This window comes from Rhodobacter sp. NTK016B, assembly GCF_017303295.1.
In the GTDB taxonomy this organism is placed as follows: domain Bacteria; phylum Pseudomonadota; class Alphaproteobacteria; order Rhodobacterales; family Rhodobacteraceae; genus Pararhodobacter.
The window spans coordinates 371,563-395,335 of sequence record NZ_JAFKOK010000001.1; the positions used below are offsets into that span (position 1 = coordinate 371,563).

The window sequence follows — 23,773 nt, forward strand, 5'->3', positions numbered from 1 at the left end:
TGCTTCTGCCCGACCTCACCACCGCCCCGCTGTTTCTCGCCCTGATCGGCATCGGCGCCTATCTGCTGGGCTCGATCCCCTTCGGTATCGTCATCACCCGCGCGCTGGGACTTGGCGATCTGCGCAAGATCGGCTCGGGCAATATCGGCGCGACGAATGTGCTGCGGACCGGCAACAAGGGCGCAGCGCTGGCGACCCTGATCCTGGACGCGGGCAAGGGCGGCATCGCCGTGCTGATCGCCCGCGCGCTGGCGGGCGAGGACGCAGCCCAGCTGGCCGGTTTCGCGGCGTTCCTCGGCCATCTCTACCCGGTCTGGCTGGGCTTCAAGGGCGGCAAGGGCGTGGCCACGTTCCTCGGCACGCTACTGGCTTTGTCCTGGCCCATCGGCCTGATGTGCTGCGCAACATGGCTCGTGGTCGTGGCGCTCACGCGGGTATCGTCGGCCTCGGCGCTGGTCGCCTCGCTCGCCGCCGCGCCCTATCTGTGGTTTGTCGGCCCGCGCAGCATGATCGTGCTGGCGCTGGCACTGGCCGCGCTGGTCTGGATCCGGCATGCGGGGAATATCGGGCGTATCCTGAACGGCACAGAGCCCCGCGTCGGGCGCTGAGCCCAGAGGTGCGGAAGGGGGCTGTCTGCCCCCTCTTGGCCTGCGGCCAATTCACCCCCGAGGATATTTTCGGATTAAAGATGACGGGCGCTGCACCGGCATGACGCCACAAATGCCTGACATTCAGGCCAGTGACATCAAAATCGGATAAGTGACATCAAACCAAGCGGCCCGCGCGAAAAGCAGCGGGCCGGGGTTGGAAAAGTGTCATTCGCCGCCACGCCGCACGGGTTTCTTGCGGAACCGGCGCGGTTTCTGGCCGCGCTCGTCTGCAAGCGCCTCGGCCAGCGCGGGATGAGGACGCGCCTTGCGGGGACGGGCGGGTTTCGCCGCATCGCCGGGCGCTTTCGCGGCGCCGGGTTTGGACTTGGCGGCCCCCCCCTGTTTCGGCTTCTGGCCCTGCGGTCGGCCGCCCCGTCCCTGCCCGGCCGCAGCACGGGCCTTGGTGCGGGCCTCTTCAGCCATGCGCTCGGGCCAAGGGTCGCCGCCGATCACCTCGATCGGCTGCTTGGTCAGCTTCTCGATCGCGCGCAGATCGGCCATCTCGGCCGGCGCGCAGAAGGCCACCGCGCGTCCCTCGCGCCCAGCGCGCGCGGTGCGGCCGATGCGGTGGACGTAGTTCTCAGGCACGTTGGGCAGGTCGAAATTGTAGACATGCATGACCTGCGGGATATCGAGGCCGCGCGCCGCAACATCGGTTGCCACCAGCACCTTGGTTTCGCCCGCGCGGAAGGCCGCGAGCGTGCGCTCGCGCTGGCCCTGGCTTTTGTTGCCGTGAATCGCGCCGACCGAGAACCCCCATTTGTCGAGGAGCCGCGACAGCTTTTCAGAGCCATGCTTGGTGCGCCCGAACACGAGCGCCAGCTCATCGGGATGCTTGGCCAGATATTCCTGCAAAAGCGCCGCCTTGTCGCCCTGCGCCACATAATGCACCGCCTGTTCGACGCGGTCGGCGGTCTTGCCTGGCGGCGAGACCTGAACGCGGACGGGCCGGTCGAGATAGGTATCGGCGATTTCCGACATGTCCTTGGGCATCGTCGCCGAGAACAGCATCGTCTGGCGCTCTTTGGGCAGGTGCCGGGCGATCTGCCGCAGCGCGTGGATGAAGCCAAGGTCCAGCATCTGGTCGGCTTCGTCGAGCACCAGCATCTGCACCTTACCCAGCGATACCGCCTTGCGCTCGAGCAGGTCGATCAGCCGCCCCGGCGTCGCCACCAGCACGTCGCAGCCCCGCACCAGCCGGTCGGTCTGCCGGTTGATCGAGGCGCCACCGACGACGGTGACGATCGATGTGGGCAGTCCTTGCGCCAGTTCGGTCAGCGAGGCGGCAATCTGCTGCACCAGCTCGCGCGTGGGTGCCAGGATCAGCGTGCGCGCGGATTTCGGCGCGGGTTTGCCCTGCCCCTGCAGCCGGTGCAGGATCGGCAGGCCGAAAGCCAGCGTCTTGCCGGTCCCGGTCTGGGCCAGGCCCATCAGATCGCGCCCTTCCAGAAGCGGTGGAATCGCCCGTGCCTGAATTGGCGTGGGTTCGGTCTTGCCGGTCCGCTCAAGCGCCGACAGCAGCGTCGGGGCGAGGTCCAGCATCGAGAAATCGGTCATTCAAGTCCTTTCGGAGCCGGCATTCAGACCGGCGAAAACGCGGAAAAGATCCGGGAGGGCGCGCAGCACGACCGCAACGGGGTCACGCGCAGCCTACACGCCTGCCAGATGGTCCCGCAGTGGCGCGAAGTCAAGCATTCCGTGCTTCAGCCCCGCCCGGATGGGCGTGAAACGGCAACAGAACCCTTGATTTGCTGACGATTCGTGTCATCCTCGGGGTGTGACAACAGACTTCCTGCGTCCGCCCGCCTGCTCAGGCAGCCCGCACGATCCGAAGGCCTGGCTGCACGGCCCGATGACAATCCTGTCGCGGGAAACTGAGAGGATGGATACAGATATGGCCACTGGCACTGTCAAATGGTTCAACACGACGAAAGGGTACGGCTTCATTGCACCCGACGGGGGCGGCAAGGACGTCTTCGTCCACATCTCGGCCGTCGAACGCGCCGGGCTGACCGGCCTTCAGGACAACCAGAAGATCAGCTTCGAATTGCAATCGGGCCGCGACGGGCGCTCGTCGGCATCGGATCTCAAGCTGCTCTGATCTGGAACCGATCCGGTACGACCGGCCCTTGCCGGGCCGCCTCGGGATAGACCCGACGCCAGCCCGCAGACGCCACCTGCCCCGACCCGCCGCCCTTCGCGGCGGGTTTATGTTTTCCAGCGCTCACAGGACGGCGCCCCGGCCCTGAAGCGCGCGGGCTCACACCGTTCCGAGCGCCGTGCGCACGGCGGGCGTCCAACCCAGATACCATGTGCCCTCGGCGCGGATCACCGGGCGCTTCATCAGCGCCGGGTTTTCGGCCAGAAGCTGCGCCGGCGGCAGCGCCCGCGCCGCGTCGTCAAGCCCGCGCCATGTGGTCGATGCGCGGTTTACCAGCTTGTCACCGAACTCGCCCAGCAAGAGCGCGATCTCGGCATCGGTCAGCGGCGTCTCGCGGATGTCGCGGAATTCGGCCTCGGGCAGCGCCTTGCGCGCCTTGCGGCAGGTATCGCAGGTCTTCAGGCCCCAGATGGCGATGGTCATGGCGGCGTCCTTTCCGGTGGTGTCGCGCGAGAGGTAGCCGAAACAACGGGGGCTGTCTGCCCCCTCTTGGCCTGCGGCCAATTCACCCCCGAGGATATTTGACGATCAAAGATGCAGGATTAACAAGACCTTTCGCACATCTTTGATCCATAAATATCCTCGGGGGGATCCAAGGGGGGCAGACAGCCCCCCTGGCCCCGGCCTGCCAAACCCGGGCCGTCGGATCAATTGCGCCTGCGCGGCGCATGGCGGCAGAGCGGACCGGCGGCGAGATCATCGAGGATCGGGCAATCCGGGCGGCCGTCGCCCGCGCAGCTTTCGACCAGCCCGGCGACGGTGGCGCGCATTTCCTGCAATTCGGCGATGCGGGCGTCGATCCGGTCGAGATGTTCCGCCGCCAGCCGTTTCACATCTTCCGACGCGCGCGAGGCGTCGTCGTAGAGGCTAACAAGCGCGCGGCAATCCTCGATCGAGAAGCCCAGCCCGCGCGCGCGGTTGAGAAAGGCGAGACGGTGGATCTCGGCTTCGGAAAAGCTGCGATAGCCGTTGGAATCGCGTTGCGGGGCGATCAGGCCGATATCTTCGTAATACCGGATGGTCTTGGCGGGCAGGCCCGATGCCGTTGCCGCCTGCCCGATATTCAGACCGTTCGTCGTGCTACTCATCAGACAGCTGCCTCCAGCCTTGGGCGCAGAGCCTTGAGGCGCAGCGCGTTGGTGAGAACAAAGAGCGAGGACAGCGCCATAGCGCCCGCGCCCAGCATCGGCGACAGGGTCAGGCCGAAAGCCGGGTACAGTGCCCCCGCCGCAACCGGAATGAGCGCGGAGTTATAGGCGAAGGCCCAGAACAGGTTCTGGCGGATATTGCGCATCACCGCGCGCGACAGGTGCAGCGCGTTCACCACGCCGCGCAGGTCGCCCGACATCAGCACCACTTCCGCGGCTTCGACGGCGACATCGGTGCCGGTGCCGATGGCAAGCCCGACATCTGCTGCCGCGAGCGCCGGGGCGTCGTTGATCCCGTCGCCCACGAACGCCACTTTCGCGCCGCCCTGCCGCAGGGCATCCAGCGCCGCGACCTTGCCGTCGGGCAGGATTTCGGCCTCGACCCGGTCGATACCCAGAGCGCCCGCGATAGCCTTCGCGGTGGGCCCCGCATCGCCGGTGATCATCGCCGTGCCGATCCCCATCGCGTGCAGCGCATCGATGGCCGGTCTGGTCGTGGGTTTGACCCTGTCGGCAACCAGAAACAGCGCGAGCAGCCGACCGTCGGCGGCAAGAAACAGCGGCGTCTGCCCCTGGCCCGCCTGCGTTTCTGCGAGCGCAGCCAGATCGCCGGTGGCGATCCCCTCGCGTGCCATCAACCGGGCGGCGCCCAGCAACACCGCGCGATCGCCTGCCTGAGCCTGCAGCCCGAAACCCGGGATCGCCGCGACGCCGTTGGCGGGTGTCACGCTCAGGCCGCGCGCCTCGGCGGCGCGCAGGATGGCGCCCGCGATCGGGTGTTCCGAACCGCTCTCGGCCGCGGCGGCGAGCGCCAGCGCGTCGGCCTCATCCACCCCCGGCGCGGTGTGGATGGCGACGAGGTCGGGGCGCCCCTCGGTCAGGGTGCCGGTTTTGTCGAAGGCCACGACATCGACATCGTGCAGCGCCTGCAACGCGTCGCCGCGCCGGAACAGCACGCCCAGTTCGGCGCCGCGCCCGGTGCCCACCATGATCGAGGTGGGCGTCGCCAGCCCCATCGCGCAGGGACAGGCGATGATCAGCACGGCCACGGCGGCGACTACGGCCTCGCCCAGCCCCGGGCCCCAGATCATCCACGCAGCGAAAGTCAGCGCCGCGATGCCCATAACCACCGGCACGAAAACCCGCGTCACCCGGTCGACGGCGGCCTGGATCGGGAGCTTTGCGCCCTGTGCCTCTTCGACCATGCGGATGATCCGCGCAAGCATCGTGTCGCCACCCACCCGCTCGGCGCGGTAGGTCAGCGCCGCCTGCCCGTTGACCGTGCCCGCCGTCAGCGGCGCACCATCCGATTTCTCGACCGGTACGGGCTCGCCCGTGAGCATGCTTTCATCGAGCCACGAATGCCCCGAGATGACGGTGCCGTCGACCGCCACCCGCTCACCGGGGCGCAGATGCAGCAGGTCGCCGGGCCGGATCTCTGCAATCGGCCGGTCCACGGTCACGCCGTCGCGTTCGACCCGCGCGGTGCGGGGCTGCAGGCCCACAAGCTTGGCGATGGCCGCGCCGGTCCGGCCCTTGGCGCGCGCTTCCAGATAGCGGCCCAGCAGGATCAGCGTGACGATGACGGCGGCGGCCTCGAAATAGACCGCGCGCGAGGCTTCGGGCAACAGCGACGGTGCGAAGGTGGCGATGGTCGAATAGCCCCAAGCCGCGCTCGCGCCCATCACCACCAACGAATTCATGTCGGGCGCGCCGTGCAGCAGCGCCGGAACGCCCGCGCGGAAGAAGCGCCAGCCCGGCCCGAACAGCACCAGAGTGGTCAGCACGAACTGGCCCAGCCACAGCGCTTGCTGCCCCACAAGCCCGTGCAGCCAGTGGTGGAAGGGCGGATAGAGATGCCCGCCCATCTCGGCCACGAAGACCGGCAGTGTCAGCAGCGCCGCAAGCAGCACGGCGCGGGCCAGCTGGTGTATCGCTTCTTCTTTATGCGCCGCCAGATCCTCGCGGCTGGTTTCGGTGGCGATGCGGGCCTCGTACCCGGCCGCGCGCACCGCCTCGACCATGCGCTCGGGCAGGCCCGCCAGCGCGTAATGGCGCACCATCGCGGTTTCATCGGCAAGGTTGACGCTGGCCTGCGTGACCCCCGGCAGCGCCTGAAGGACACGCTCGACCCGGCCCACGCAGCTGGCGCAGGTCATGCCCGTGATGGCCAGCCGTGTGACATCCTCGGCGGCGGTGAAGCCCAAAGCGGTGAGTCGTTCAGCCAGCTTGGCGGGTTCGGCGGCGCCATCCACCGCGACCATGCCGGTCATCAGGTTGGCGCGCACGCCGCTCACGCCCTCTTCGCGCGCGAGCATGCGCTCGACGCGGCCGGTACAGGCGGCGCAGGTCATGCCCTCGACGCGCAGCGTCTGGGTCTGAAGCGGGTTTGGGGCGGTTAACTGGGTCGGGCTCATCGGGACCTCCAATCTCGGTCCTTAGGCATATGATGCTTCCAGCTAGTGGAAGGTCAAGGGCCAGTCCGACAGAAGAAGCCCGAAAAGTCAGATCGCCGCATGCGCCTGCGCACGTGCCCAGTCGAGCAGCGCCTCGGGCCGGGGCGGAAGGGCGTCGGCCATGCCCTGCGCGAAGGCCTCAAAACCCGGCATGTTCAGGGGCTTGACACCCAATAACACTGGGATACCGCGCGCCAGCGCGTCACCGATCAGGGCGCGAAATCCGCGCCCCTCGATCTCGGCCTTGCCGAATTTGTTGAGGATCAGCAGACGCGGCGTTTGCGCCAGAGTCTGCTCGACAAGCGCCACGGCGGTTTCCAGCCCCTCGGGGTCCAGCCGGCAGCCCGAGGATTCGGCTCCCAGATTCTGGCTGATACGGATCACCTCGGGGCGGCCCAGCACGCGCAGGTCCATGTCGCAATCTTTGCGCCCCGGGCGGTCGGTATTCAGCTGCACCACGCCCGCCAGCGCCCAGCCCTCGGCCCCCAGCGTGTCGGCGGTCTGGGCCAGCAGGCGGTCGGTCTGACCGCGCTCGGTTCCGGAAACATAAGCGAGCGATGACATAGGCGCCTCTTGTTAAGGGACGATACCCTGATAGCCTGCACGCGTCACAGGGGAAAGGGAGAGGATGGTCGCAGCGGTAATCCTTGCAGGCGGACAGGCCAACCGTATGGGCGGCGGCGACAAACCGCTTCTGATGCTCAGCGGGCAGAGCCTGCTGGCACGCGTCATCGCCCGCATCGCGCCGCAGGTCGCGGCGCTGGCGCTCAACGCCAATGGCGACCCGGCGCGGTTTGCGGAATTCCGCCTGCCGGTCCTTCCCGACAGCCTGCCCGATCAGCCCGGCCCGTTGGCGGGGATCCTTGCCGGCCTCGACTGGGCGGCGGCGCAGGGCCATACGCAGCTTCTGAGCGTGCCGGGCGATACGCCCTTCCTGCCCGATGACCTCGTCACAAGGCTAAGCGCAGCCCCCGCCGCCATCGCGGCCAGCGGCGGCCGGGCGCATCCGGTGGTCGGCCTCTGGCCCACGGAGGCGCGCCACGCCCTGCGCGCGCAGCTTGCGCAGGACGAACGCCGGGCGATGCGCTTCGCGGCTTCGCAGAACGCGGTCGAGATCGCCTTCGACGCCACGCCCGATCCGTTCTTCAACGTCAACACCCCGGCGGATCTGCGTCAGGCCGAGATATGGACGTGACACCCGCGCCATGAAACCCGCGCCATGAAACCTGACCGCATCGCGATTCTGGACTGGTCCGCCGCGAACAGGCCCCGGACGGGCAAGGATTCGATCTGGCTGGGGCACGAGGATGGCCGCGCGCAGAACCTGCCCACCCGGCAGGCCGCGTTCGAGGCCTGCGCCGCGCTGATCGACGACACGCTGGCACAGGGCAAGACGCTGCTGATCGGCGCCGATTTCCCCTTTGCCTATCCGGTGGGGTTCGCCCGCGCGCTGACCGGGCGCGACGATCCTCTGGCGATCTGGGACTGGCTGGTGCGCCACCTGCAGGACGGGCCCGACAACCGCTCGAACCGCTTCGCGCTGGGGGATGCGATCAATGCGCGGCTTCCCGGCACTGGCCCGTTCTGGTTCAACGCCACGCGCGAGCCTCTCGCCCATCTGCCGCGCAAGGGCCGCGCCCGTGACGGCCATGGCTTTGCCGAACACCGGCTCTGCGACGGGCAAGCCAAGGGGGCGCAGTCGCCCTGGAAACTCGGCGGCGCGGGATCGGTCGGCTCGCAGGCGCTGACCGGCATTCCCATGCTCGAACGGTTGCGCGTGGCTTTTCCCGACCGCATCGCCGTCTGGCCGTTCGAGCCGCTCACCAAGCCCGTGATTCTGGCCGAGGTTTTTCCCTCGCTGCTGGCCGCCGAGGTGGCCGAGCGCATGGCGCCGGGCCGGGTCAAGGATCAGGTGCAGGTCACGGCTCTGGCCCGCGCCCTTTCAGCGCTGCCCTCGCTGTCGCCCTTGTTGGAAACCCCCGACGAGGCGCGCATTGCCGAAGAGGGCTGGATCCTCGGCCTCGGCCACGAACCTGCCCTGCGCGAGGCACTCAGGCGGGTCTGGCCTCGCCCCGGCGGATGATATGCGCCAGCGTGTCGCCCATCTCGTCGCAGCCCAGATAGGTATGGCCTTCCTGCGTGCAGAAATGCGGCATGTCGATGACCGAGGCCCGGTCCGTCGCCACCACGCGCAAAACCGCCCCCGGCGCCATCGACATCAGCCGCTTGCGCGCCTTGAGCACCGGCAGCGGGCACAAAAGCCCCTGCGCATCGAGTTCGTCATCCCAATCCATGCCGCGCCTTTAGCGCGCGCGCTCAGCGCTGTCGAGCGCGACGTTTGGTCGGCACGCGCGACAGGAAACCGGGCGGGCGTTTCGACACCCAGGCGATGAACGTGGCCAGCCTCGGATGCGCGCGCAGGGCCTCGATATTGGCATAGTCCCGCGCCAGTTCGGCCTCGCTCAGCGTGGCGTGGATTTCTTTGTGACAGACATGGTGCAGCAACACCGTGGGCCCGTTCCGGCCGCCCTTCAGCTTCGGGATCAGATGGTGCAGCGATTGAGGCACATCCTCGGGGATCGGTCGCCCACACAGGGGGCAGATCGGCGGCCCGGTCATGCCCGTCAGCGCATCCGGTAGACGCGCAGAAGCGACAGCAACACCCGGCCGTCCGCGCCCAGCTTCACCCCGCCCGCAATGCGCGAGGCCCCGTCGCGCGCCGGATCGACCGGCAGCCCGCCCTTTGCCAGCACGCCCGGCAGATCCCAGCCGATCCCGTCGCATGACAGCGTCGCCCCGCGCCCGGCCAGCCCGCGCAGATCGCCCACATGCGCGATCAGGGTCTGCGCGGCGGGCGCGATCTTGGAATGGCCGATATGCACGCCCTCGGCCCAGCGCGCCTTGAAGGGTTTGCGAAACAGCCCCGGCGCCGCACCCAGATCCGACAGATCCGCCCGCTCTTCGTCATGCAACAAAAACGGCCCGTTCCAGTCGAGCGACAGCGACACCGCGCCGTCGGTCATAACCAGATGCGCGATCTCACAGATTTCACCGTCGTAATGCGCCTGAACCGGCGCCCGCGTGCCGCGCGCCAGAAGCCGCGCCCGTGCGGCGCGCGCGGCTTCCTCCTCCGGATCGGGCCTGCCCCTGCGTTGCTCCATCCGGTCCCTCGGTATCAGGTCAGCGCGTACATCTGCGGCAGATGGACCAGCACCCGGCCATCCGTTCCCAACCGCATCGCGCCGACATCGCGCGCGGCGATCCGGGGCATCATCGGCGGCGTGCCGGGCCGCAACGCGCCGGGCAGATCCCAGCTAACATCCTCGGCACCCAGCGTGACCCCGCGCCCGCTCAGCGCCGACAGGTCCACGACCCGCGCCATCAACAACCCGACCTGCGCGATCATGCTGACGGATGCCAGCGGCTGCGCCTCGACCCAGCGGGTCCGGAACGGTGTGCGGAAGACCCCGCCGACCCCCGGAACGCCCGACAGATCGACCCGGTCCTCGGGATAGAGCAGCCCGCCCGAGGGCCAGTTCAGCACCAGCGCCGAGGCGCCGTCAGTGACCAGCATCTGCGTCAGAAGCGCGGTCTCGCCGCCCTCGCGCACCCGGACGGGATTGCGCTCGCCGATCCGCTCCCGAAGATTACCCTGGGCCTGCAGCGCGCCCGCGCCCAGCCCGATACCCGCGCCCGTCAGCGCGGTGATGAAAGTGCGACGATCCATGTCTGCCTCGCGATTGCTTTGCGCCATCCTAACACGCTCCGCATGGCTGCGCAGGTCAAGCCCGCGTTAACCGCAGATCCCGCGCCGCTCGACCCCGTCCCACGGCAGATAGACGGGAATATCGGGCAAGTCGCCCGGCGCCATCGCCTGCGCCAGAAGCCCGCGCAGCCGCGCGGTCCGCGCCCCCTCGGGATCGAGCGCCTGACAACAGACATATTCCTCGACCAGACTCGCCTGCTGCTCGTAGCCGTAATCCAGAAACCGCGTCTCGGCCCCGACCTGCGGTTCGGCATCGAACAGATACGGATCCTCCAGCGCCACATGCTCGCGCCCCACCCGCAACAACGAATAGCCGGTGCGTGCGCGGTTCTGATGCTGCCAGACATGCGTCAGCTCGTGGGCGAGGAACATCGCCGCGCCCAGCGACAGACCGTCGCCGTCTTCGCGCCGCGCATAATCCTCGCGCCACAGATCGGGGCGGATCTGCATCCGGTTGCCCAGCACCACCCCCGCGCCGCGCGCTTCTGAGACCGGCCCCTCGACCGGCGGCAGGATGCGTTCGCGGCAGGTGGTGCGGGGCCGGACCGGGAAGCTGTGACTGCGCAGCCCTACCAGCCCATTCTCGACCACCCGCACCGGCGCCGGGTCCAGCCCCGCACCGAAAAGCCGGGCCGCCAGATCGGCCTCGTGCACCGTCAGCGGACGACCGCAGGCGGCAAGCAGGACACAGAAAAGCAAAAGCGCGCGCATACCTTTATCCGAGGCCGCGCGCCGCTTACCGTCAAGCCTTTTCGCGCGCCCTGAAGGGTTCGTGAAGCCGCGCGCAAGCAAAAGACGCGGCCTCCCGCCGGAAGACCGCGCCCAGTCATCTTTAATCCGGAAATATCCTCGGGGGGTGAGGCGCATCCGCGCCGAGGGGGGCAGACAGCCCCCCTTCGCCGCTCAGCCCTTCAGCGCGGCGATATCGGCGGGGGTGCCGACAGCGGCCAGCGTGGCGCTGCGCTCGATGCGCTTGATCATGCCCGACAGCGCCTTGCCCGCGCCCACTTCCCAGAACGTGTCGACGCCCTGCGCCAGCATCCAGACAACCGATTCCCGCCAGCGGACCGAGCCGGTCACCTGCTCGATCAGCAGCGCACGGATCGTGTCGGGATCGCTCACCGCATCGGCGCGGACATTGGCCACCAGCGGCACCGCAGGCGCGGCGATGCTCACACCTGCCAGCGCCTCGGCCATCGCGTCGGCGGCGGGCTGCATCAGCGCGCAGTGGAACGGGGCCGAGACCGGCAGCATCACCGCGCGTTTCGCGCCACGCGCCTTGGCCAGCTCCACCGCGCGTTCGACGGCGGCCTTGTGGCCCGAGACGACGACCTGCGCGGGATCGTTGTCATTGGCGGCCTGACAGATCTCGCCCTGCGCGGCTTCCGAGGCGACCTCGGTCGCGGTGGCGAAGTCGAGCCCCAGCAGCGCGGCCATGGCGCCGATGCCCACCGGCACCGCCGATTGCATCGCCTCGCCCCGGATCCGCAGCAGCCGCGCGGTATCGGCGACGCTCAGCGCGCCCGCCGCGGCGAGCGCCGAATATTCGCCAAGGCTGTGGCCCGCGACATAGGCCGAGTCGGTGACCGCGAAGCCCTCGGCTTCGAGCGCGCGCATCGCGGCAAGCGAGGTCGCCATCAGCGCGGGCTGAGCATTGGCGGTGAGCGTCAGCTCGGCCGCGTCCCCTTCCCAGATCAGCAACGACAGCGACTGACCCAGCGCGTCGTCGACCTCGTCGAACACCGCTTTCGCCGCCGGATAGGCCGCAGCCAGATCCTTGCCCATACCGATGGACTGCGCCCCTTGGCCCGGAAAGACGAGGGCTTTGCTCATTGGAAACCTCCCTTAAACGCTTGGGCCATCGCATAACGATGCCAAGGCGCCAGCGCAACGCTGCGTTGGACGGCAGGGGGCGGCGGTTACTCTGCCGGTTCGCCCTGCGGCAGCCGCGTGGCAGCATTCGTCGCCTGTCCCGCGAGGTAATCGCGCGTCAGCGGTACCGCCTGCTGATCGCGCGCGATCTGCAGCTGGAACACGCCCTGCCCGTACCAGCGGAAGCTCTGCTCGCTCGCCACCAGATAGAACCGCCACATCCGCACGAACCGCTCGTCATAGAGCGCCGCCGCCTCGTCGCGCCGGGCCATGAAGCGATCGTGCCAGTTGCGCAGCGTATAGGCATAATGCATCCGCCAGACCTCGACATCCGTGGGCACCAGATCGAGCTTCTCGACCGGTTCCATGATTTCCGAGAGCGCCGGAATATGACCGCCGGGGAAGATGTACTTGGTGATCCACGGATTGCTTGCACCGGGGGGCGTGAAGCGGCCAATCGTATGGATCAGCGCCACGCCGTCGGGCTTGAGCAGGTCGCGCACCTTGGCAAAATACGTGGTGTAATGGGCCGCGCCGACATGTTCGAACATGCCCACCGAGACGATGCGGTCGAACTGCCCGGTCACCGCGCGGTAATCCATCAGCTCGAAGCGCACGCGGTCCTCAAGACCGGCCTCGCGCGCGCGGGCGCGCGCGATTTTGAGCTGTTCCTCGGACAATGTGACGCCCAGCACCTCGGCGCCGTGATCGCGCGCCAGCGTCAGCGCCATGCCGCCCCAGCCACAGCCGATATCCAGCACCTTCATGCCCGGCTTAAGCAGCAGTTTGGCCGCGATATGCGCCTTTTTCTGGCGTTGTGCCACGTCCAGACTGTCATCAGGCGACAGAAAATAGCCGCAGGAATACTGCCGGTCTTCGTCGAGGAACAGATCGTACAGCGCCCCCGACAGGTCGTAGTGATGGGCGACATTCTCTTTCGACTTGGCTATCGGATTGCGCCGGATCGCCGTCGTCAGCGCCGAGCGCACGGCGCCCTGCAGCCGGTTCAGCGCCGAATCCGCCCCCGCCGAGATGTTGCGCATCGCCAGTTCCAGAAGCCCGTGCAGGTCGTCGCCGTCGATGACCAGCGTCTGGTCCATATAGGCTTCGCCCAGCGTTAGATGCGGGTTGAGAGCCAGCGAGCGCAGCGTCGCTTCATCCTTGATGGTAACGGTGACATCGGGCGCCCCGTCGCCCCCCGGCCCGTAGCGATAGCTCAGCCCGTCGGGCAGGCGCAGGGTCAGCGCGCCGATCCGCACCAACGACTTCAGATAGGTATCGAGCATACGTGTCCACATGATGGACCCCCACAATCCGTCCATGATCGCTGTTGAATGCTATGGTTAATATTTAACCCGTAAAGCTTATCGGTCAAGAGACTCGCACAGCCCAGCCGGACACTGTTCCGGGCCCTGTTCCGGGGCCCGTTCTCATGCCCTTGGCCGATCGCGTCCGGGGTTGCGTCGGACGGCAATCCGGCTATAAGGCCCCATCCTGCTGCATCCACGATTCCGGCGCAGACTCTCGTGGGCGGGCCGCGGCAGGGTATCACATGCCCGCCTTATGAAATGCGCCCTGATAGAAATGGAGCACGCATGCCTCTCTACGAGCATGTCATGATCGCGCGTCAGGATCTGTCCAACGCGCAGGCGGAAGGCCTGATCGAGCATTTCTCGACCGTGGTCTCCGACAACGGCGGCAGCATCGTCGGCACCGAATACTGGGGTGTCAAAACGATGGCCTACAAGATCAACAAGAACCGCAAGGGCCACTACATGTACCTGCGCACCGACGCCCCGTCGGCCGCGATTCAGGAGATGGAGCGTCTGGCCCGCCTGCACGACGACGTCATGCGTGTCCTGTCGATCAAGGTCGACAAGCACGAAGACGGCCCCACCGCGCAGATGCAGAAGCGTGACGACCGCGGTGACCGCGGCGACCGTCGCCGTTGATTCAGGTCAGACAGGAGTAACACCCCATGGCCACCAAGCCGTTCTTCCGCCGCCGCAAGGTTTGCCCGTTCTCGGGCGATAACGCGCCCGCGATCGATTACAAGGACACCCGTCTTCTGCAGCGCTACATCTCTGAGCGCGGCAAGATCGTCCCCGCCCGCATCACCGCCGTTTCGGCGAAGAAGCAGCGTGAACTGGCCCGCGCCATCAAGCGCGCGCGCTTTCTCGCCCTGCTGCCCTACGCCGTGAAGTGAGGATCCCACCATGCAAGTGATTCTGCTCGAACGTGTGGCCAAGCTGGGCCAGATGGGCGACGTCGTGAAGGTTCGCGACGGTTTCGCCCGGAACTTCCTGCTGCCGCAGGGCAAGGCTCTTCGCGCCACCGAAGCCAACAAGGTTGCTTTCGAGGACCAGAAAGCGCAGCTCGAAGCGCGCAACCTGGAAACCAAGAAGGAAGCCGAAGCGCTGGCCGCGAAACTGGATGGCACGACCTACGTCATCATCCGCTCGGCCTCGGACAGCGGCGCGCTCTACGGTTCGGTCACCCCGCGTGACGCCGCCGATGCCGCGACCGCCGAAGGCTTCTCGATCGACCGCCGTCAGGTCATTCTGACCGCGCCGATCAAGAACCTCGGCCTGCACACGCTGACCGTGGCGCTGCACCCGGAAGTCAACGCCGAGATCACCGTCAACGTCGCCCGCTCGCCCGAAGAGGCCGAGCTGCAGGCGTCGGGCAAGTCGATCCAGGAACTCGCCGCCGAGGAAGAAGCCGAGGCCGAATTCGAGATCCAGGAACTGTTCGACGAAATCGGTGCCGCTTCGGACGAAGACGAAGACGCCTGATCCGGGCCGTGCCGCGTGTCGGGCCGCCCTGGCCCGGCATAAGGCCGCTCAAAAACTCAGCGAAGGGCGCACGGTGTTACACCTGTGCGCCCTTTTGCATGTTAAAGACTTGCCGGATCGCGCTTGCGCCCCTATTTCTTTTGTACAAATCGCAATCCTTGCATCCAAAACTCACCGGAGTTGCGTGAATGAGCACCGCTTCAAACGCAAACACGCTCGAAAACTCGAATACGTCGGAGATCATGAGCGTCAATCCGACCGACATGCCCGCAGGCACCGACTGCGCGCTGCGTCCGGTCGACGACATGGTCGAACAGGCGCAGGCCGCCGCCGCCTTTCTCAAGGCACTGGCGCATGAAGGGCGGCTGCTGATCCTGTGCTATCTCTCCTCGGGCGAGAAATCGGTGACCGAGCTTGAGCAGCTTCTGGGCTCGCGGCAGGCCGCCGTCAGCCAGCAACTGGCACGGCTCCGGCTGGAAGGTCTGGTGACCTGCCGCCGCGAGGGCAAGACGATCTATTACACGCTGGGCGATCCGCGCGCGGCCCGCACGATCGGGCTGATGTACGACATGTTCTGCGGCGCCGACCCGATGCCCGCGCCCGAGATTTCGCCCGCCCCCGACGAGGGCTGAACGCCCCCTGAACAATCCCCCGGGTCCCCGCCGACCGAACCCCGCCACGCGCGCATCGCCGCGTCGCGGGGTTTCGTCGTCCTGCCCGATCAATGCAGAATCCTGTCACGCTTTCCCTTGCCTAAGTCGCGCGGGGGCGCAAAGCTTGCGCCATGTTCCACCGCATCCCGGCTGAACCGGGGGCCAACAGGGAGTCCGTGACCCAGATGTCCGACCGCAGATCCGCTTTCCGCATGCTCGCCGCCGCCACGCTCGCCGCGCTGGCGCTAGCCCACCCCGCCATGGCGCAGGACACGACCGGCACGACCGACGACCCGCGCCTCGTCAATCCGGGCATGCTGACGGTCGGAACCTCGGACCCGGTCTATCCGCCGTGGATGATGAACGACTCGCCCGAAAGCGGCGAAGGCTTCGAGAACGCGCTGGTCTACGCGCTGGCCGAGCAGATGGGCTTCGAGCACGATCAGGTGCAATGGGTCCGCATGACTTTCGAACAGATCATCGCACCCGGCGACAAACCCTTCGATTTCGCCATCAATCAGGTCTCGGTGACGCCCGCGCGGGCCGAGGTGGTGGGCTTCAGCCAAGTTTATTACCAATCCGACAAGGCGGTGATTGCGCTGCCCGGCTCGCCGGTGATCGGTGCCGAAAGCTTCGCCGATCTGCGGCAGGCGCGCTGGGGCGCGGCAATCGGCACCACCGATCTGGCCTATCTGGAAAACGTAATGGGGGTCGAAGACGTGATGGTCTATGACGATCAGGTCGGCGTATTCCAGGCGATGCAGGCGGGCCAGATCGACGCCACCGTCGCCGCCATCCCCACCGCGCTGTTCGCCACCGCCGTGCAGATCCCCGAAGCCTCGATCACCGCGATCCTGCCGCCCGATGGCGGCGACGAAGGCCATGGCCTGCTGTTCGAACAGGGCAGCCCGCTGATCCCGTGGGTCGATGCGGCGCTGTCGGAAGTGATCGCGTCGGGCACCGTCGACGAACTGGTCCAGACATGGCTGCTGGCCGATCCCGACCTGCCGATGATCTCCGAATAAGCACGAAGCAGAGACCGGATGATCCCCGAACAACCGACGACACCCCCGCCGCTACCCCGGCGGCGGGGCTTCGACTGGCGCCGCGCGCTGCTGCCGGGGATGATCAGCGCGGGCAGCATCCTTGCCGTCTTTGGCGGGCTGGCCTGGCTCATCGCGCAAAACGAGAACTGGCCGCGCATCCAGCGGCAATTCTTCTCGGTCGATCACATGCTGGCCGCCCTGCCCCGCGTCGCGCATGGCTTCCTGACCAACCTTCAGGTCTGGCTGATCGCCATGGCCTGCATCGCGGTCTGGGCGCTGGTTCTCGCCGTCATACGCTCGCTGCGGGGGCCATGGTTCGCACCCTTCCGCTTGATGGTGATGCTGTATGTCGACCTGTTCCGGGGATTGCCCGCGCTCTTGCTGGTGATCCTGTTCGGCTTCGGCATCCCGGCCCTGCGCATCGCCGGCCTGCCCAATTCCGGCCTGTTCTGGGGCGGTGTGGCGATGGTGCTGAGCTATTCGGCCTATGTGTGCGAAATCTACCGCTCGGGCATCGACGCGGTGCATGAGGGCCAGCGCTCGGCCGCGCGCGCGCTGGGTCTGAACGAAGGACAGGTGATGCTGTACGCGATCCTGCCGCAGGCCCTGCGCAACGCCGTGCCATCCCTGATGAATATCGTCGTCGCGCTGCAAAAGGACGTGGCGCTGCTCAGCGTGATCGGCGTGCGCGACGCTGTGCGCGAGGCGCAGATCTATACCGCCAGCACGTTCAACTACTCGTCTCTGGTGGTGGCCGCGCTGCTGTTTCTGCTGGCCACCATCCCGATGGCCCGGCTGGCCGACTGGATCACCCATCGCGACCGCAAGCGCCGCCTGCAGATGGCCGAGGAAACATGATCGAGATCCGCGAGCTGACCAAGTATTTCGGGCCGCATCTGGTGCTCGACCGCGTCACTCTCGACGTGGCCCGGCACGAGGTTGTCTGCCTGATCGGCGCCTCGGGGTCGGGGAAATCCACGCTTCTGCGCTGCATCAACCGGCTGATCGACCCCGATTGGGGCGAGATCCGCATTGACGGTCGCCCCGTCACCGATCCCAGCTGGGGCCGGACCGGGCTGCAACAGCGCGTCGGCATCGTCTTTCAGAGCTACAACCTGTTCCCGCATATGCGGGTGATCGACAACATCACCCTCGCGCCGCGCAAGGTGCTGCGCCTGCCCCGCGCGCAGGCCGAGGAACAGGCGATCGAGACGCTGGCGCTTTTCGGCATGGAACGCTTCGCGCGCGCCTATCCCGAACAGCTTTCGGGTGGCCAGCAACAGCGCGTGGCGCTGGCCCGCGCGCTGGCCGGTCAACCGGACGTGCTGTTGCTCGACGAGGTGACGGCGGCGCTGGACCCCGAACTGGTGGGCGAGGTGATGGATGCGATCCGGGGCCTGAAAGCGCGCGGGCTGACGATGGTGATCGTTACCCACGAAATGGGCTTCGCGCGCGATCTGGCGGACCGGGTGTGTTTCCTCGATGGCGGCCGGATCGTCGAAGAGGCCCCGCCCGCCCAGTTATTCAACGCGCCCGAACATCCGCGCACGCGACAATTTCTGGAGCGGCTGCTGGAGGCCGGGCGGCTTTAAAGGGGGCTGCCGCCCCCCGGTGCCCCCCGCTTCAAGGAGGGTTTTCCACCCTCCTTGAAAATCCTCCCGAGGATATTTGCAGATTAAAGATGGGCGGATCAGGCGCGATCCATGCGCGACCACAGGCGCGGCGCCATCGGGCCGATCCCGTCCTCGATCGCAGCCATCGCGCCGACGACCAGATCCTCGCGCCAGCGCCGCCCGACGATCTGCACACCGATAGGTTGCGCGCCGGTCTCCAACCCTGCCAGCCGGGCCGGAACGTTGCCCGCGGGCAAGCCAAGGAAATTCATCGAGGTCGACCAGATCGCCGACCCCAGCACCTCGGCCACGCCTTCGGGCCCCTGGGTATCGCGGCCCGGCGCAAAGAAGGGCTGCGGCAGGAAGGGGGTCAGCACCAGCGGATACTCTTCGAGCAAGAGCGACCAGCGACGCGCCAGCCCGGTGCGCGCGGCGACGGCCTGCAGGTATTCCTCGGGCTCATAGGGCGGGAAGGCCGCGAAATACTCGGCGAAGATACTCTTGATCGTATCCGAGCCCAACCGCTGAATATCGGGGCCGAGCATCGCCTCGGTCTCGGTCATCAGAGCGCGGAACGCGGTCTCGGCAAGCTGGCGCAGGCCCGGCGGGGTGATCTCTTCGACCGCGTAGCCCGCATCGATCAGCGCCTCGCGGGCATCGTCGAGCGCCGCTTCGACCTCGGGGTGGAGGGGGAAATCGAGCGTCTCCTTGGTGAAGCCCACCTTGATCTTGCCCTCGATCTGCGCGCCCTTCCACGGCAGCGGCACATGCCATGGATCGCGCGCATCGGGACGGATCATCACCGGCATCGCCAGCGCCAGATCGCGCGCCGAGCGGGTGATCAGCCCCTGCACCGACATCGCCTGTGCAAGCATCCCGCGCTCGGCCTTCTGGCCCGGATTCCACGCGGCCACGCGGCCCAGACCCGGCTTTACCGTCACCGCACCGTTCGCCGCCGCCGGATAGCGCAGCGAGCCCGCGATATCGTTGCCATGCGCCAGCGCGCCGATCCCCGCCATGACCGAGGCCCCCGCCCCGCCCGACGAGCCGCCCGCCGACAGATGCGCGCCCCACGGGTTGTGGGTGCGCCCGAACAGCGGATTGTCAGTATCGACCCGGAAGGAGAATTCCGGCGTGTTGGTGCGGCCGATCACCACCGCGCCGGCTTCCTGCAGCGCGCGCACAAGCGGCGCGTCTTCGGCCGCGACCGCGTCTTTCAGCCCCGGCAGCCCGTTCGACGTCGCCTGCCCCGCCTGATCGACATTGATCTTGATGGTCACCGGCACACCGTGCAGCGGCCCCTTGGGCGCGTCCGAGGCATCGAGCGCGCGCGCGCGCTTCAGCGCGGCCTCGGACAAGTCCACGACCACCGCGTTCAGCGCCGGGTTGACCGCCTGCATCCGTTCGATGGCCGCGCCCACCGCCTCTTCGGCGCCGACCTCGCCTGCGCGCGTCAGCGCCGACAGCTCGGTTGCCGTCAATTGCCAGAGAGGGGTATCGGTCATGCGGTGCTCCATCGCGGTGAGCGCGCAGGTTAGGACCGCCGCCCCCTGCCGCGCAACCGGCAATCGGGCTTTCATTCTGCCACAAATACTCATCCGCGACGCCCGCGAGGTAGTGCGCCGTCAGCGGTCGATCCGCAGCGCGCGGTCGAGCGACACGACACCACCACCCCGCGACAGGACCAGCAACAGACAGGCCGCCCAGGTGCCGTGCAGGACCCAGGCTTCGGGGAAGACGAACAGCTGGATCACCGCCACCATCACCAGAAGCCCGGCGGCGGCAAAGCGGCTGGCCAGTCCAAGGATCAACAGCACCGACAGGGTATGCTCGCCGAGCGTCGCCGCCACCGCCGCCCAGTCCGACGGGATCAGCGGCAGGTCGTAGACGTTTTCGAACAGGAAATAGGTCTGCTCGCGGATCGAGAACCCCTCGACCTTGGTGCGCGCCGATTGCCAGAAGACGATGCCGACAGCCAGCCGTGCCGCAAGCTGGGCAAGATCCAGCGGCAGCAGACGGGCCGCGAGCGCGTTGAGCGCGCGCAGACGCGGGCGGAGACCGGTTTCGCGGCCTGTGCGGGAAGCGTTGCTTGCAGTGTCGGTCATGGCCGGTCTCCGATTCGGGAAATGAGCTGATGGCGCAAAAGCAGCACCAGCAGCGGCGCAGGGTCGCGGGTTGCCGCCATGCCGAGGGGCTTGCCCTGCAGAAGCGCGTTGAGGATCGCGTGCGAGCCCGCGTCGAGCGGTTCTGTGACGATGGCGAAGTCCGGCCTGCGCGCGATCAGCGCGTGGTCGGGGCCGGACCCGGGCGGTGCGGGCGCCCGGCCCGGCTGGTTGGCCTGCCAGATCCGCAAAGCCGGATGGGCCGAGGCGAAGGCATGGACCGAGGGCGCCAGCGTCAGCACCAGCCGCGCGGGATCGCCCGTGCTCAGCGCGGCAGTATCGGCGACCGGCGCATCGGCGGCGTGATAGGCCTGCCCGCGCAGGGCTTCGAGCCGGGCGACATCGGGCAGATAGGGCAGCCCCGCGACGGGCGGGAAGCCCGACAGGAAGGCCGGGAAATCGCCGCCCCATTCCGACAGAACCGGCGTGACGGGCGGATGCGCGGCAGCGAAGACGCCCGCCATCGCGCTGAAGAATTCAGGCCCGACCAGCCGTTCGACCACCGGGAACCGGGCGGCCAGCGCCCGCGTCAGCCCGTGGCGGACATTGTTGCGATAGACCGCGAAGCGGCGCTCCAGCGCGTCGGCCGGGGCCAGCCCTTCGGGCGTGTCGGGCGACCAGAGCGCGGCGTGGAAAGCGGCCTCGGTGGCGGCGTGGTCAGGCGACGGCGACATGGCGCGCGCCCTCCATCACCCGGTCGGCGCGGCGCGCCTCGTCCGCGAGCACGGCAAAGGCGGGGACGTCGTTGTCCCATTCGATCAGCGTCGGCAGCGGCCCCGTGCGCGCGATCACCTCGGCATAAAGGGCCCAGACCGGGTCGGCCACGGGCCGCGAATGGCTGTCGATCAGCAGGGGGCCATCGGGCAAATCCTCGGCCTCGTGCCCGGCAAGATGGATCTCACCCACCGCCGCCAGCGGGAACTCAGCCAGATAGCCGCGCGGATCGCTGCGGTGATTGGTGGCCGAGACGAAGACGTTGTTGATATCCAGAAGCAGCCCGCAGCCGGTGCGCCGGACGATCTCGCGCAGGAAATCGGTTTCGGACCACGTGCTGGCGGCGAAAGTGACATAGGTCGCGGGGTTCTCCAGCAGCATTGGGCGGCCCAGAGCCGACTGCACCGCGTCGATATGCGCGCAGATCCGCGCCAGCGTCTCGTCCGTGTAGGGCAAGGGCAGAAGGTCGTTGAGCCACGCCGCCCCGTGCGAGGACCACGCCAGATGTTCCGAGAAACTCTCGGGCTGATAGCGGTCGACCAGCGCCTTCACCCGCGCCAGATGCGCGCGGTCCAGAGGCCCGGCGCCGCCGATCGACAGGCCCACGCCGTGCACCGACAGCGCATGATCCGCGCGCAGCCGCGTCAGCATCGCATGCGGCGCGCCGCCGGCGCCGAGGTAATTCTCGGCATGGATTTCGTAAAAACCGACGGGCGCCGTCAGCGCATCGGCGAAATGCTCGGCCTTGAAGCCCAACCCTGCGCGCCGGGGCAAGGTGATGTCAGGCCTATGAAAATCGGGATCGGGATGCATGGCAAATCCTCCGTCAGGCAGTCGCGGCCCCGGTCAATGCGATAACCGGGGCCGCGACGAGGGGTCAGCCCTCGTCCATCATCGTGTCGTCGGACATGTCGTCATGCATCATGTCGTCGCCCATCATGGCGGGCATGTAGGTGGCGACGATGGCGGGATCGAGGCTGGCGGGCAGATCGCGCGCGATACCGGGACCGTAGCCGCCTTCTTCGAGCATTTCGGCGCTGACGCCCATCCGGGCATGGCCCATCCCGTCCTCGGGCAGCATCATCTCGGCGCAGGTGCCCGCCGGAACTAGGGTCCAGGCATTGCCCTGATAATCAAGCGTCGAGGTGCCCGCGCAGCTGGTGCCGGGACCGGCTGCGCAATCGTTCTCTCCCGCCATCGACACGCCGTAGCAGCGCTCTTGTTCCTGCGCCTGCGCGGCGCCCGCGGCCATGCCCAGCGCGGCGGCGATCGAAGCGGCAAGAAGGGGGGCGGCATTGTGTTTGGTCTTGGTCATCGGAACTCTCCCGTTGGAACGGCCCGCACCATGCGGTCCTGATCGCCAAGACGCTTGACCCACCGCAAGCGTTACGCCCGCTCACGCAGCCGTGACATCGACGGAATTTTCGTCGAAATTGGCCGGGGGCGGTGTAACAACAGCCCCGCCGCCTGCGTAATGGAGCCTGAGTGAGACCGTCCGAGAGCCTGTCATGGGAAGCCCTGATGCACGCCGCCAATCGCGGCGATCAACAGGCCTATGCCCGGCTGCTGGGCGAGATCGCGCCCGTCGTGCGCGGCATCGTGCGGGCACGCGGCGGGGCGCTGGGGGCTGAGGGCTGCGAGGACGTGGTGCAGGAGGTTCTGCTGACGATCCATCTGAAGCGTCAGACATGGCGCGAGGATGCGCCGTTGCGTCCGTGGCTTTACGCGGTGACGCGCCACAAGGTGATCGACGCGCTGCGGGCGCGCGGCACGCGGGTCGAGATCCCGGTCGAGGACATGGCCGAGATCCTGCCCGCGCCCGAAGGCGCCGATCCGTTCGAGGCGCGCGACATGGCGCGGGTGCTCGACCAGCTCGAGCCGCGCGCGGCGCAGATCCTGCGGGCGATCGGCATCGACGGCGACAGCACCGCCGAGACGGGTGAGAAACTGGGCATGACCGAGGGGGCGGTCAGAGTGGCTTTGCACCGGGCCCTGAAATCGGTGGCCCGGCTGCGGGAAAGGATGATCGAATGAAGACCGACGCGCTGATCGCGGCGCTTGCCGCCGACACCACGCCGCGCCCCTCGCCGGGCGCGCGGATGATGCGCGTGCTGCCGCTGGCGGTTGCCTTGTCGCTGGCGGCGCTGTTGGCGGGTTGGCATGTTCGCCCCGATCTGGCCGCGACGCTGAGCTCGGTCGCCGTGTACAAGACGGCGGTGCCGGTGGCGCTGGCGCTGAGCGCGCTGTGGCTTGCGCGCGGCCTTGCCCGTCCGGAAGCACGGGCGCGCCGGGAATGGGCGTTGATCGGCGTGTTGATAGCGGCGCTGGCGCTGGCGCTGGTCTGGGGGCTGGCGGTGACGCCCGCGGCGCGCATTGCCGAGATCCTCGATACGCCCGATTACACGAATTGCCTGATCTCGGTCCCCACGCTGGCGGCGCTGCCGCTCGCTGCATCGCTCTGGGCGTTGCGCGCAGGCGCGCCGTTGCACCCGGCACGCGCAGGGGCGGCGGCAGGGCTGATCGCGGGCGGGGCCGGGGCGGCGATCTATTCGCTGCATTGCCCGCATGACCACCTGATGTATTTCTTCCCGGCTTATGGTGTGGCGATGGCGGCGGTGACGCTGGCGGGCGCCCTGATTGGCGCGCTGCTGCTGCGCTGGTGAGGAGTGGTGCGTGCAGAGCACGCACCCTACAGCGTCGGACAAGGGATGTCGGGCAAGCGCTGCTCCGTGGGATG

Annotated in this window: 29 protein-coding genes and 1 pseudogene; 13 read left to right on the forward strand and 17 right to left on the reverse strand. The window is 67.8% G+C overall.

From position 1 onward, the window contains the following. Positions 1-5 precede the first annotated feature (5 nt). Complete coding sequence (plsY, locus tag JI664_RS01830) at positions 6-608, forward strand: glycerol-3-phosphate 1-O-acyltransferase PlsY (protein WP_414707705.1); 603 nt, start codon at positions 6-8, stop codon at positions 606-608. 207 nt (positions 609-815) lie between these two features. Here plsY and JI664_RS01835 read toward each other — a convergent pair whose 3' ends face one another. Beyond that, entirely contained in the window at positions 816-2,207 is a 1,392-nt protein-coding gene (locus JI664_RS01835; protein ID WP_207011990.1) for a DEAD/DEAH box helicase, read from the reverse strand. A gap of 337 nt (positions 2,208-2,544) precedes the next feature. On the opposite strand from JI664_RS01835, the gene JI664_RS01840 reads away from it, so the two are divergent. Next, positions 2,545-2,751 carry a cold-shock protein gene (locus JI664_RS01840; RefSeq protein ID WP_109533594.1) on the forward strand — a complete coding sequence of 69 codons (207 nt, stop codon included), beginning with the start codon at positions 2,545-2,547 and terminating at the stop codon, positions 2,749-2,751. Between the two features lie 159 nt (positions 2,752-2,910). Here the strand turns inward: JI664_RS01840 and JI664_RS01845 are convergent, their stop codons facing one another. The 4 genes from JI664_RS01845 to JI664_RS01860 form a co-directional block, all read right to left on the reverse strand. Next, on the reverse strand, positions 2,911-3,234 hold the full coding sequence (locus JI664_RS01845) for an arsenate reductase family protein (protein WP_211201595.1): 324 nt from the start codon (positions 3,232-3,234) through the stop codon (positions 2,911-2,913). A 224-nt stretch (positions 3,235-3,458) separates the two neighbouring features. Then, a complete protein-coding gene (gene cueR, locus JI664_RS01850; protein WP_207012101.1) occupies positions 3,459-3,878 on the reverse strand; it encodes a Cu(I)-responsive transcriptional regulator in 420 nt (139 codons plus the stop codon). 20 nt (positions 3,879-3,898) lie between these two features. Further along, positions 3,899-6,376, reverse strand: a complete 2,478-nt coding sequence (locus JI664_RS01855) for a heavy metal translocating P-type ATPase (RefSeq protein WP_207011991.1) — start codon at positions 6,374-6,376, stop codon at positions 3,899-3,901. 87 nt (positions 6,377-6,463) lie between these two features. Next, positions 6,464-6,979 (reverse strand): DUF2478 domain-containing protein, encoded by a 516-nt coding sequence (locus tag JI664_RS01860; RefSeq protein WP_207011992.1) that lies wholly within the window; start codon positions 6,977-6,979, stop codon positions 6,464-6,466. Between the two features lie 64 nt (positions 6,980-7,043). Between JI664_RS01860 and mobA the strand changes: the two genes are divergently transcribed. Together mobA and JI664_RS01870 are read left to right on the forward strand one after the other, a co-directional pair. Then, positions 7,044-7,610, forward strand: a complete 567-nt coding sequence (gene mobA, locus JI664_RS01865) for a molybdenum cofactor guanylyltransferase MobA (protein ID WP_207011993.1) — start codon at positions 7,044-7,046, stop codon at positions 7,608-7,610. 24 nt (positions 7,611-7,634) lie between these two features. Then, entirely contained in the window at positions 7,635-8,498 is an 864-nt protein-coding gene (locus JI664_RS01870) for a molybdopterin guanine dinucleotide synthesis (RefSeq protein ID WP_207011994.1), read from the forward strand. Here the strand turns inward: JI664_RS01870 and JI664_RS01875 are convergent. The 7 genes from JI664_RS01875 to JI664_RS01905 all read right to left on the reverse strand — a co-directional run bounded on the left by JI664_RS01875 (position 8,467) and on the right by JI664_RS01905 (position 13,351). Continuing rightward, complete coding sequence (locus tag JI664_RS01875; protein ID WP_207011995.1) at positions 8,467-8,709, reverse strand: sulfurtransferase TusA family protein; 243 nt, start codon at positions 8,707-8,709, stop codon at positions 8,467-8,469. The genes JI664_RS01870 and JI664_RS01875 overlap by 32 nt on opposite strands. A gap of 22 nt (positions 8,710-8,731) precedes the next feature. Next, the gene (locus JI664_RS01880; RefSeq protein WP_207011996.1) at positions 8,732-9,034 is read right to left on the reverse strand and encodes an HNH endonuclease; all 303 of its coding nucleotides are present in this window, start codon (positions 9,032-9,034) and stop codon (positions 8,732-8,734) included. A gap of 5 nt (positions 9,035-9,039) precedes the next feature. Further along, complete coding sequence (locus tag JI664_RS01885) at positions 9,040-9,576, reverse strand: hypothetical protein (RefSeq protein WP_207011997.1); 537 nt, start codon at positions 9,574-9,576, stop codon at positions 9,040-9,042. A gap of 14 nt (positions 9,577-9,590) precedes the next feature. Beyond that, a complete protein-coding gene (locus JI664_RS01890; RefSeq protein WP_207011998.1) occupies positions 9,591-10,142 on the reverse strand; it encodes a hypothetical protein in 552 nt (183 codons plus the stop codon). 66 nt (positions 10,143-10,208) lie between these two features. Continuing rightward, on the reverse strand, positions 10,209-10,892 hold the full coding sequence (locus JI664_RS01895; RefSeq protein ID WP_207011999.1) for a hypothetical protein: 684 nt from the start codon (positions 10,890-10,892) through the stop codon (positions 10,209-10,211). Between the two features lie 192 nt (positions 10,893-11,084). Further along, positions 11,085-12,014 (reverse strand): ACP S-malonyltransferase, encoded by a 930-nt coding sequence (gene fabD, locus JI664_RS01900; protein WP_207012000.1) that lies wholly within the window; start codon positions 12,012-12,014, stop codon positions 11,085-11,087. Positions 12,015-12,100: 86 nt separating this feature from the next. Further along, positions 12,101-13,351 (reverse strand): class I SAM-dependent methyltransferase, encoded by a 1,251-nt coding sequence (locus JI664_RS01905; protein WP_207012001.1) that lies wholly within the window; start codon positions 13,349-13,351, stop codon positions 12,101-12,103. Between the two features lie 297 nt (positions 13,352-13,648). Between JI664_RS01905 and rpsF the strand changes: the two genes are divergently transcribed. From rpsF to JI664_RS01940, 7 genes are all read left to right on the forward strand, one after another. After that, positions 13,649-14,005: a 30S ribosomal protein S6 gene (rpsF, locus tag JI664_RS01910; RefSeq protein ID WP_207012002.1), complete on the forward strand. Its 357-nt coding sequence runs from the start codon at positions 13,649-13,651 to the stop codon at positions 14,003-14,005. Between the two features lie 26 nt (positions 14,006-14,031). Next, entirely contained in the window at positions 14,032-14,259 is a 228-nt protein-coding gene (gene rpsR, locus JI664_RS01915) for a 30S ribosomal protein S18 (protein ID WP_207012003.1), read from the forward strand. Positions 14,260-14,269: 10 nt separating this feature from the next. Then, positions 14,270-14,848, forward strand: coding sequence for a 50S ribosomal protein L9 (gene rplI, locus JI664_RS01920; RefSeq protein WP_207012004.1), 579 nt, complete (start codon positions 14,270-14,272; stop codon positions 14,846-14,848). Between the two features lie 263 nt (positions 14,849-15,111). Then, a complete protein-coding gene (locus JI664_RS01925; RefSeq protein WP_286173784.1) occupies positions 15,112-15,480 on the forward strand; it encodes an ArsR/SmtB family transcription factor in 369 nt (122 codons plus the stop codon). Positions 15,481-15,686: 206 nt separating this feature from the next. Continuing rightward, the gene (locus JI664_RS01930; protein WP_286173759.1) at positions 15,687-16,526 is read left to right on the forward strand and encodes a substrate-binding periplasmic protein; all 840 of its coding nucleotides are present in this window, start codon (positions 15,687-15,689) and stop codon (positions 16,524-16,526) included. 18 nt (positions 16,527-16,544) lie between these two features. Further along, on the forward strand, positions 16,545-17,405 hold the full coding sequence (locus JI664_RS01935) for an amino acid ABC transporter permease (protein ID WP_207012006.1): 861 nt from the start codon (positions 16,545-16,547) through the stop codon (positions 17,403-17,405). Then, on the forward strand, positions 17,402-18,139 hold the full coding sequence (locus tag JI664_RS01940; RefSeq protein WP_207012007.1) for an amino acid ABC transporter ATP-binding protein: 738 nt from the start codon (positions 17,402-17,404) through the stop codon (positions 18,137-18,139). Before JI664_RS01935 ends, JI664_RS01940 begins: the two co-directional genes overlap by 4 nt. Before the next feature lie 98 nt (positions 18,140-18,237). On the opposite strand, the gene JI664_RS01945 is transcribed toward JI664_RS01940, so the two are convergent. The 5 genes and pseudogenes from JI664_RS01945 to JI664_RS23860 form a co-directional block, all read right to left on the reverse strand. Next, entirely contained in the window at positions 18,238-19,665 is a 1,428-nt protein-coding gene (locus tag JI664_RS01945; RefSeq protein ID WP_207012008.1) for an amidase family protein, read from the reverse strand. Positions 19,666-19,785: 120 nt separating this feature from the next. Further along, the gene (locus JI664_RS01950; protein ID WP_207012009.1) at positions 19,786-20,265 is read right to left on the reverse strand and encodes a DoxX family protein; all 480 of its coding nucleotides are present in this window, start codon (positions 20,263-20,265) and stop codon (positions 19,786-19,788) included. Further along, complete coding sequence (locus JI664_RS01955; protein WP_207012010.1) at positions 20,262-20,996, reverse strand: DNA-binding domain-containing protein; 735 nt, start codon at positions 20,994-20,996, stop codon at positions 20,262-20,264. Before JI664_RS01955 ends, JI664_RS01950 begins: the two co-directional genes overlap by 4 nt. Next, positions 20,980-21,849, reverse strand: coding sequence for a DUF692 domain-containing protein (locus tag JI664_RS01960; protein ID WP_207012011.1), 870 nt, complete (start codon positions 21,847-21,849; stop codon positions 20,980-20,982). Before JI664_RS01960 ends, JI664_RS01955 begins: the two co-directional genes overlap by 17 nt. Before the next feature lie 166 nt (positions 21,850-22,015). Then, positions 22,016-22,351: pseudogene (locus JI664_RS23860) on the reverse strand (DUF2282 domain-containing protein); the annotation flags it as partial. 170 nt (positions 22,352-22,521) lie between these two features. On the opposite strand from JI664_RS23860, the gene JI664_RS01970 reads away from it, so the two are divergent. Both JI664_RS01970 and JI664_RS01975 read left to right on the forward strand, forming a co-directional pair. Continuing rightward, entirely contained in the window at positions 22,522-23,070 is a 549-nt protein-coding gene (locus JI664_RS01970; RefSeq protein ID WP_349768667.1) for a sigma-70 family RNA polymerase sigma factor, read from the forward strand. Continuing rightward, entirely contained in the window at positions 23,067-23,699 is a 633-nt protein-coding gene (locus JI664_RS01975; RefSeq protein WP_207012013.1) for an NrsF family protein, read from the forward strand. The genes JI664_RS01970 and JI664_RS01975 overlap by 4 nt, the downstream gene beginning before the upstream one ends. The last annotated feature ends 74 nt before the right edge of the window (positions 23,700-23,773 follow it).

What these genes read in the sequence shown, in the direction of transcription:
- JI664_RS01870 (WP_207011994.1), top strand. Translation starts at nt 7,635, where the DNA reads ATGAAACCTGACCGCATCGCGATTCTGGACTGGTCCGCCGCGAACAGG.
- JI664_RS01845 (WP_211201595.1), bottom strand. Translation starts at nt 3,234, where the DNA reads ATGACCATCGCCATCTGGGGCCTGAAGACCTGCGATACCTGCCGCAAG.
- JI664_RS01905 (WP_207012001.1), bottom strand. Translation starts at nt 13,351, where the DNA reads ATGTGGACACGTATGCTCGATACCTATCTGAAGTCGTTGGTGCGGATC.
- mobA (WP_207011993.1), top strand. Translation starts at nt 7,044, where the DNA reads ATGGTCGCAGCGGTAATCCTTGCAGGCGGACAGGCCAACCGTATGGGC.
- JI664_RS01930 (WP_286173759.1), top strand. Translation starts at nt 15,687, where the DNA reads ATGTCCGACCGCAGATCCGCTTTCCGCATGCTCGCCGCCGCCACGCTC.
- JI664_RS01840 (WP_109533594.1), top strand. Translation starts at nt 2,545, where the DNA reads ATGGCCACTGGCACTGTCAAATGGTTCAACACGACGAAAGGGTACGGC.
- JI664_RS01975 (WP_207012013.1), top strand. Translation starts at nt 23,067, where the DNA reads ATGAAGACCGACGCGCTGATCGCGGCGCTTGCCGCCGACACCACGCCG.
- JI664_RS01890 (WP_207011998.1), bottom strand. Translation starts at nt 10,142, where the DNA reads ATGGATCGTCGCACTTTCATCACCGCGCTGACGGGCGCGGGTATCGGG.
- JI664_RS01895 (WP_207011999.1), bottom strand. Translation starts at nt 10,892, where the DNA reads ATGCGCGCGCTTTTGCTTTTCTGTGTCCTGCTTGCCGCCTGCGGTCGT.
- JI664_RS01960 (WP_207012011.1), bottom strand. Translation starts at nt 21,849, where the DNA reads ATGCATCCCGATCCCGATTTTCATAGGCCTGACATCACCTTGCCCCGG.
- JI664_RS01885 (WP_207011997.1), bottom strand. Translation starts at nt 9,576, where the DNA reads ATGGAGCAACGCAGGGGCAGGCCCGATCCGGAGGAGGAAGCCGCGCGC.
- JI664_RS01860 (WP_207011992.1), bottom strand. Translation starts at nt 6,979, where the DNA reads ATGTCATCGCTCGCTTATGTTTCCGGAACCGAGCGCGGTCAGACCGAC.
- JI664_RS01875 (WP_207011995.1), bottom strand. Translation starts at nt 8,709, where the DNA reads ATGGATTGGGATGACGAACTCGATGCGCAGGGGCTTTTGTGCCCGCTG.
- JI664_RS01945 (WP_207012008.1), bottom strand. Translation starts at nt 19,665, where the DNA reads ATGACCGATACCCCTCTCTGGCAATTGACGGCAACCGAGCTGTCGGCG.
- fabD (WP_207012000.1), bottom strand. Translation starts at nt 12,014, where the DNA reads ATGAGCAAAGCCCTCGTCTTTCCGGGCCAAGGGGCGCAGTCCATCGGT.
- JI664_RS01950 (WP_207012009.1), bottom strand. Translation starts at nt 20,265, where the DNA reads ATGACCGACACTGCAAGCAACGCTTCCCGCACAGGCCGCGAAACCGGT.
- JI664_RS01925 (WP_286173784.1), top strand. Translation starts at nt 15,112, where the DNA reads ATGCCCGCAGGCACCGACTGCGCGCTGCGTCCGGTCGACGACATGGTC.
- rpsR (WP_207012003.1), top strand. Translation starts at nt 14,032, where the DNA reads ATGGCCACCAAGCCGTTCTTCCGCCGCCGCAAGGTTTGCCCGTTCTCG.
- rplI (WP_207012004.1), top strand. Translation starts at nt 14,270, where the DNA reads ATGCAAGTGATTCTGCTCGAACGTGTGGCCAAGCTGGGCCAGATGGGC.
- JI664_RS01880 (WP_207011996.1), bottom strand. Translation starts at nt 9,034, where the DNA reads ATGACCGGGCCGCCGATCTGCCCCCTGTGTGGGCGACCGATCCCCGAG.
- JI664_RS01835 (WP_207011990.1), bottom strand. Translation starts at nt 2,207, where the DNA reads ATGACCGATTTCTCGATGCTGGACCTCGCCCCGACGCTGCTGTCGGCG.
- JI664_RS01855 (WP_207011991.1), bottom strand. Translation starts at nt 6,376, where the DNA reads ATGAGCCCGACCCAGTTAACCGCCCCAAACCCGCTTCAGACCCAGACG.
- JI664_RS01955 (WP_207012010.1), bottom strand. Translation starts at nt 20,996, where the DNA reads ATGTCGCCGTCGCCTGACCACGCCGCCACCGAGGCCGCTTTCCACGCC.
- rpsF (WP_207012002.1), top strand. Translation starts at nt 13,649, where the DNA reads ATGCCTCTCTACGAGCATGTCATGATCGCGCGTCAGGATCTGTCCAAC.
- JI664_RS01940 (WP_207012007.1), top strand. Translation starts at nt 17,402, where the DNA reads ATGATCGAGATCCGCGAGCTGACCAAGTATTTCGGGCCGCATCTGGTG.
- JI664_RS01935 (WP_207012006.1), top strand. Translation starts at nt 16,545, where the DNA reads ATGATCCCCGAACAACCGACGACACCCCCGCCGCTACCCCGGCGGCGG.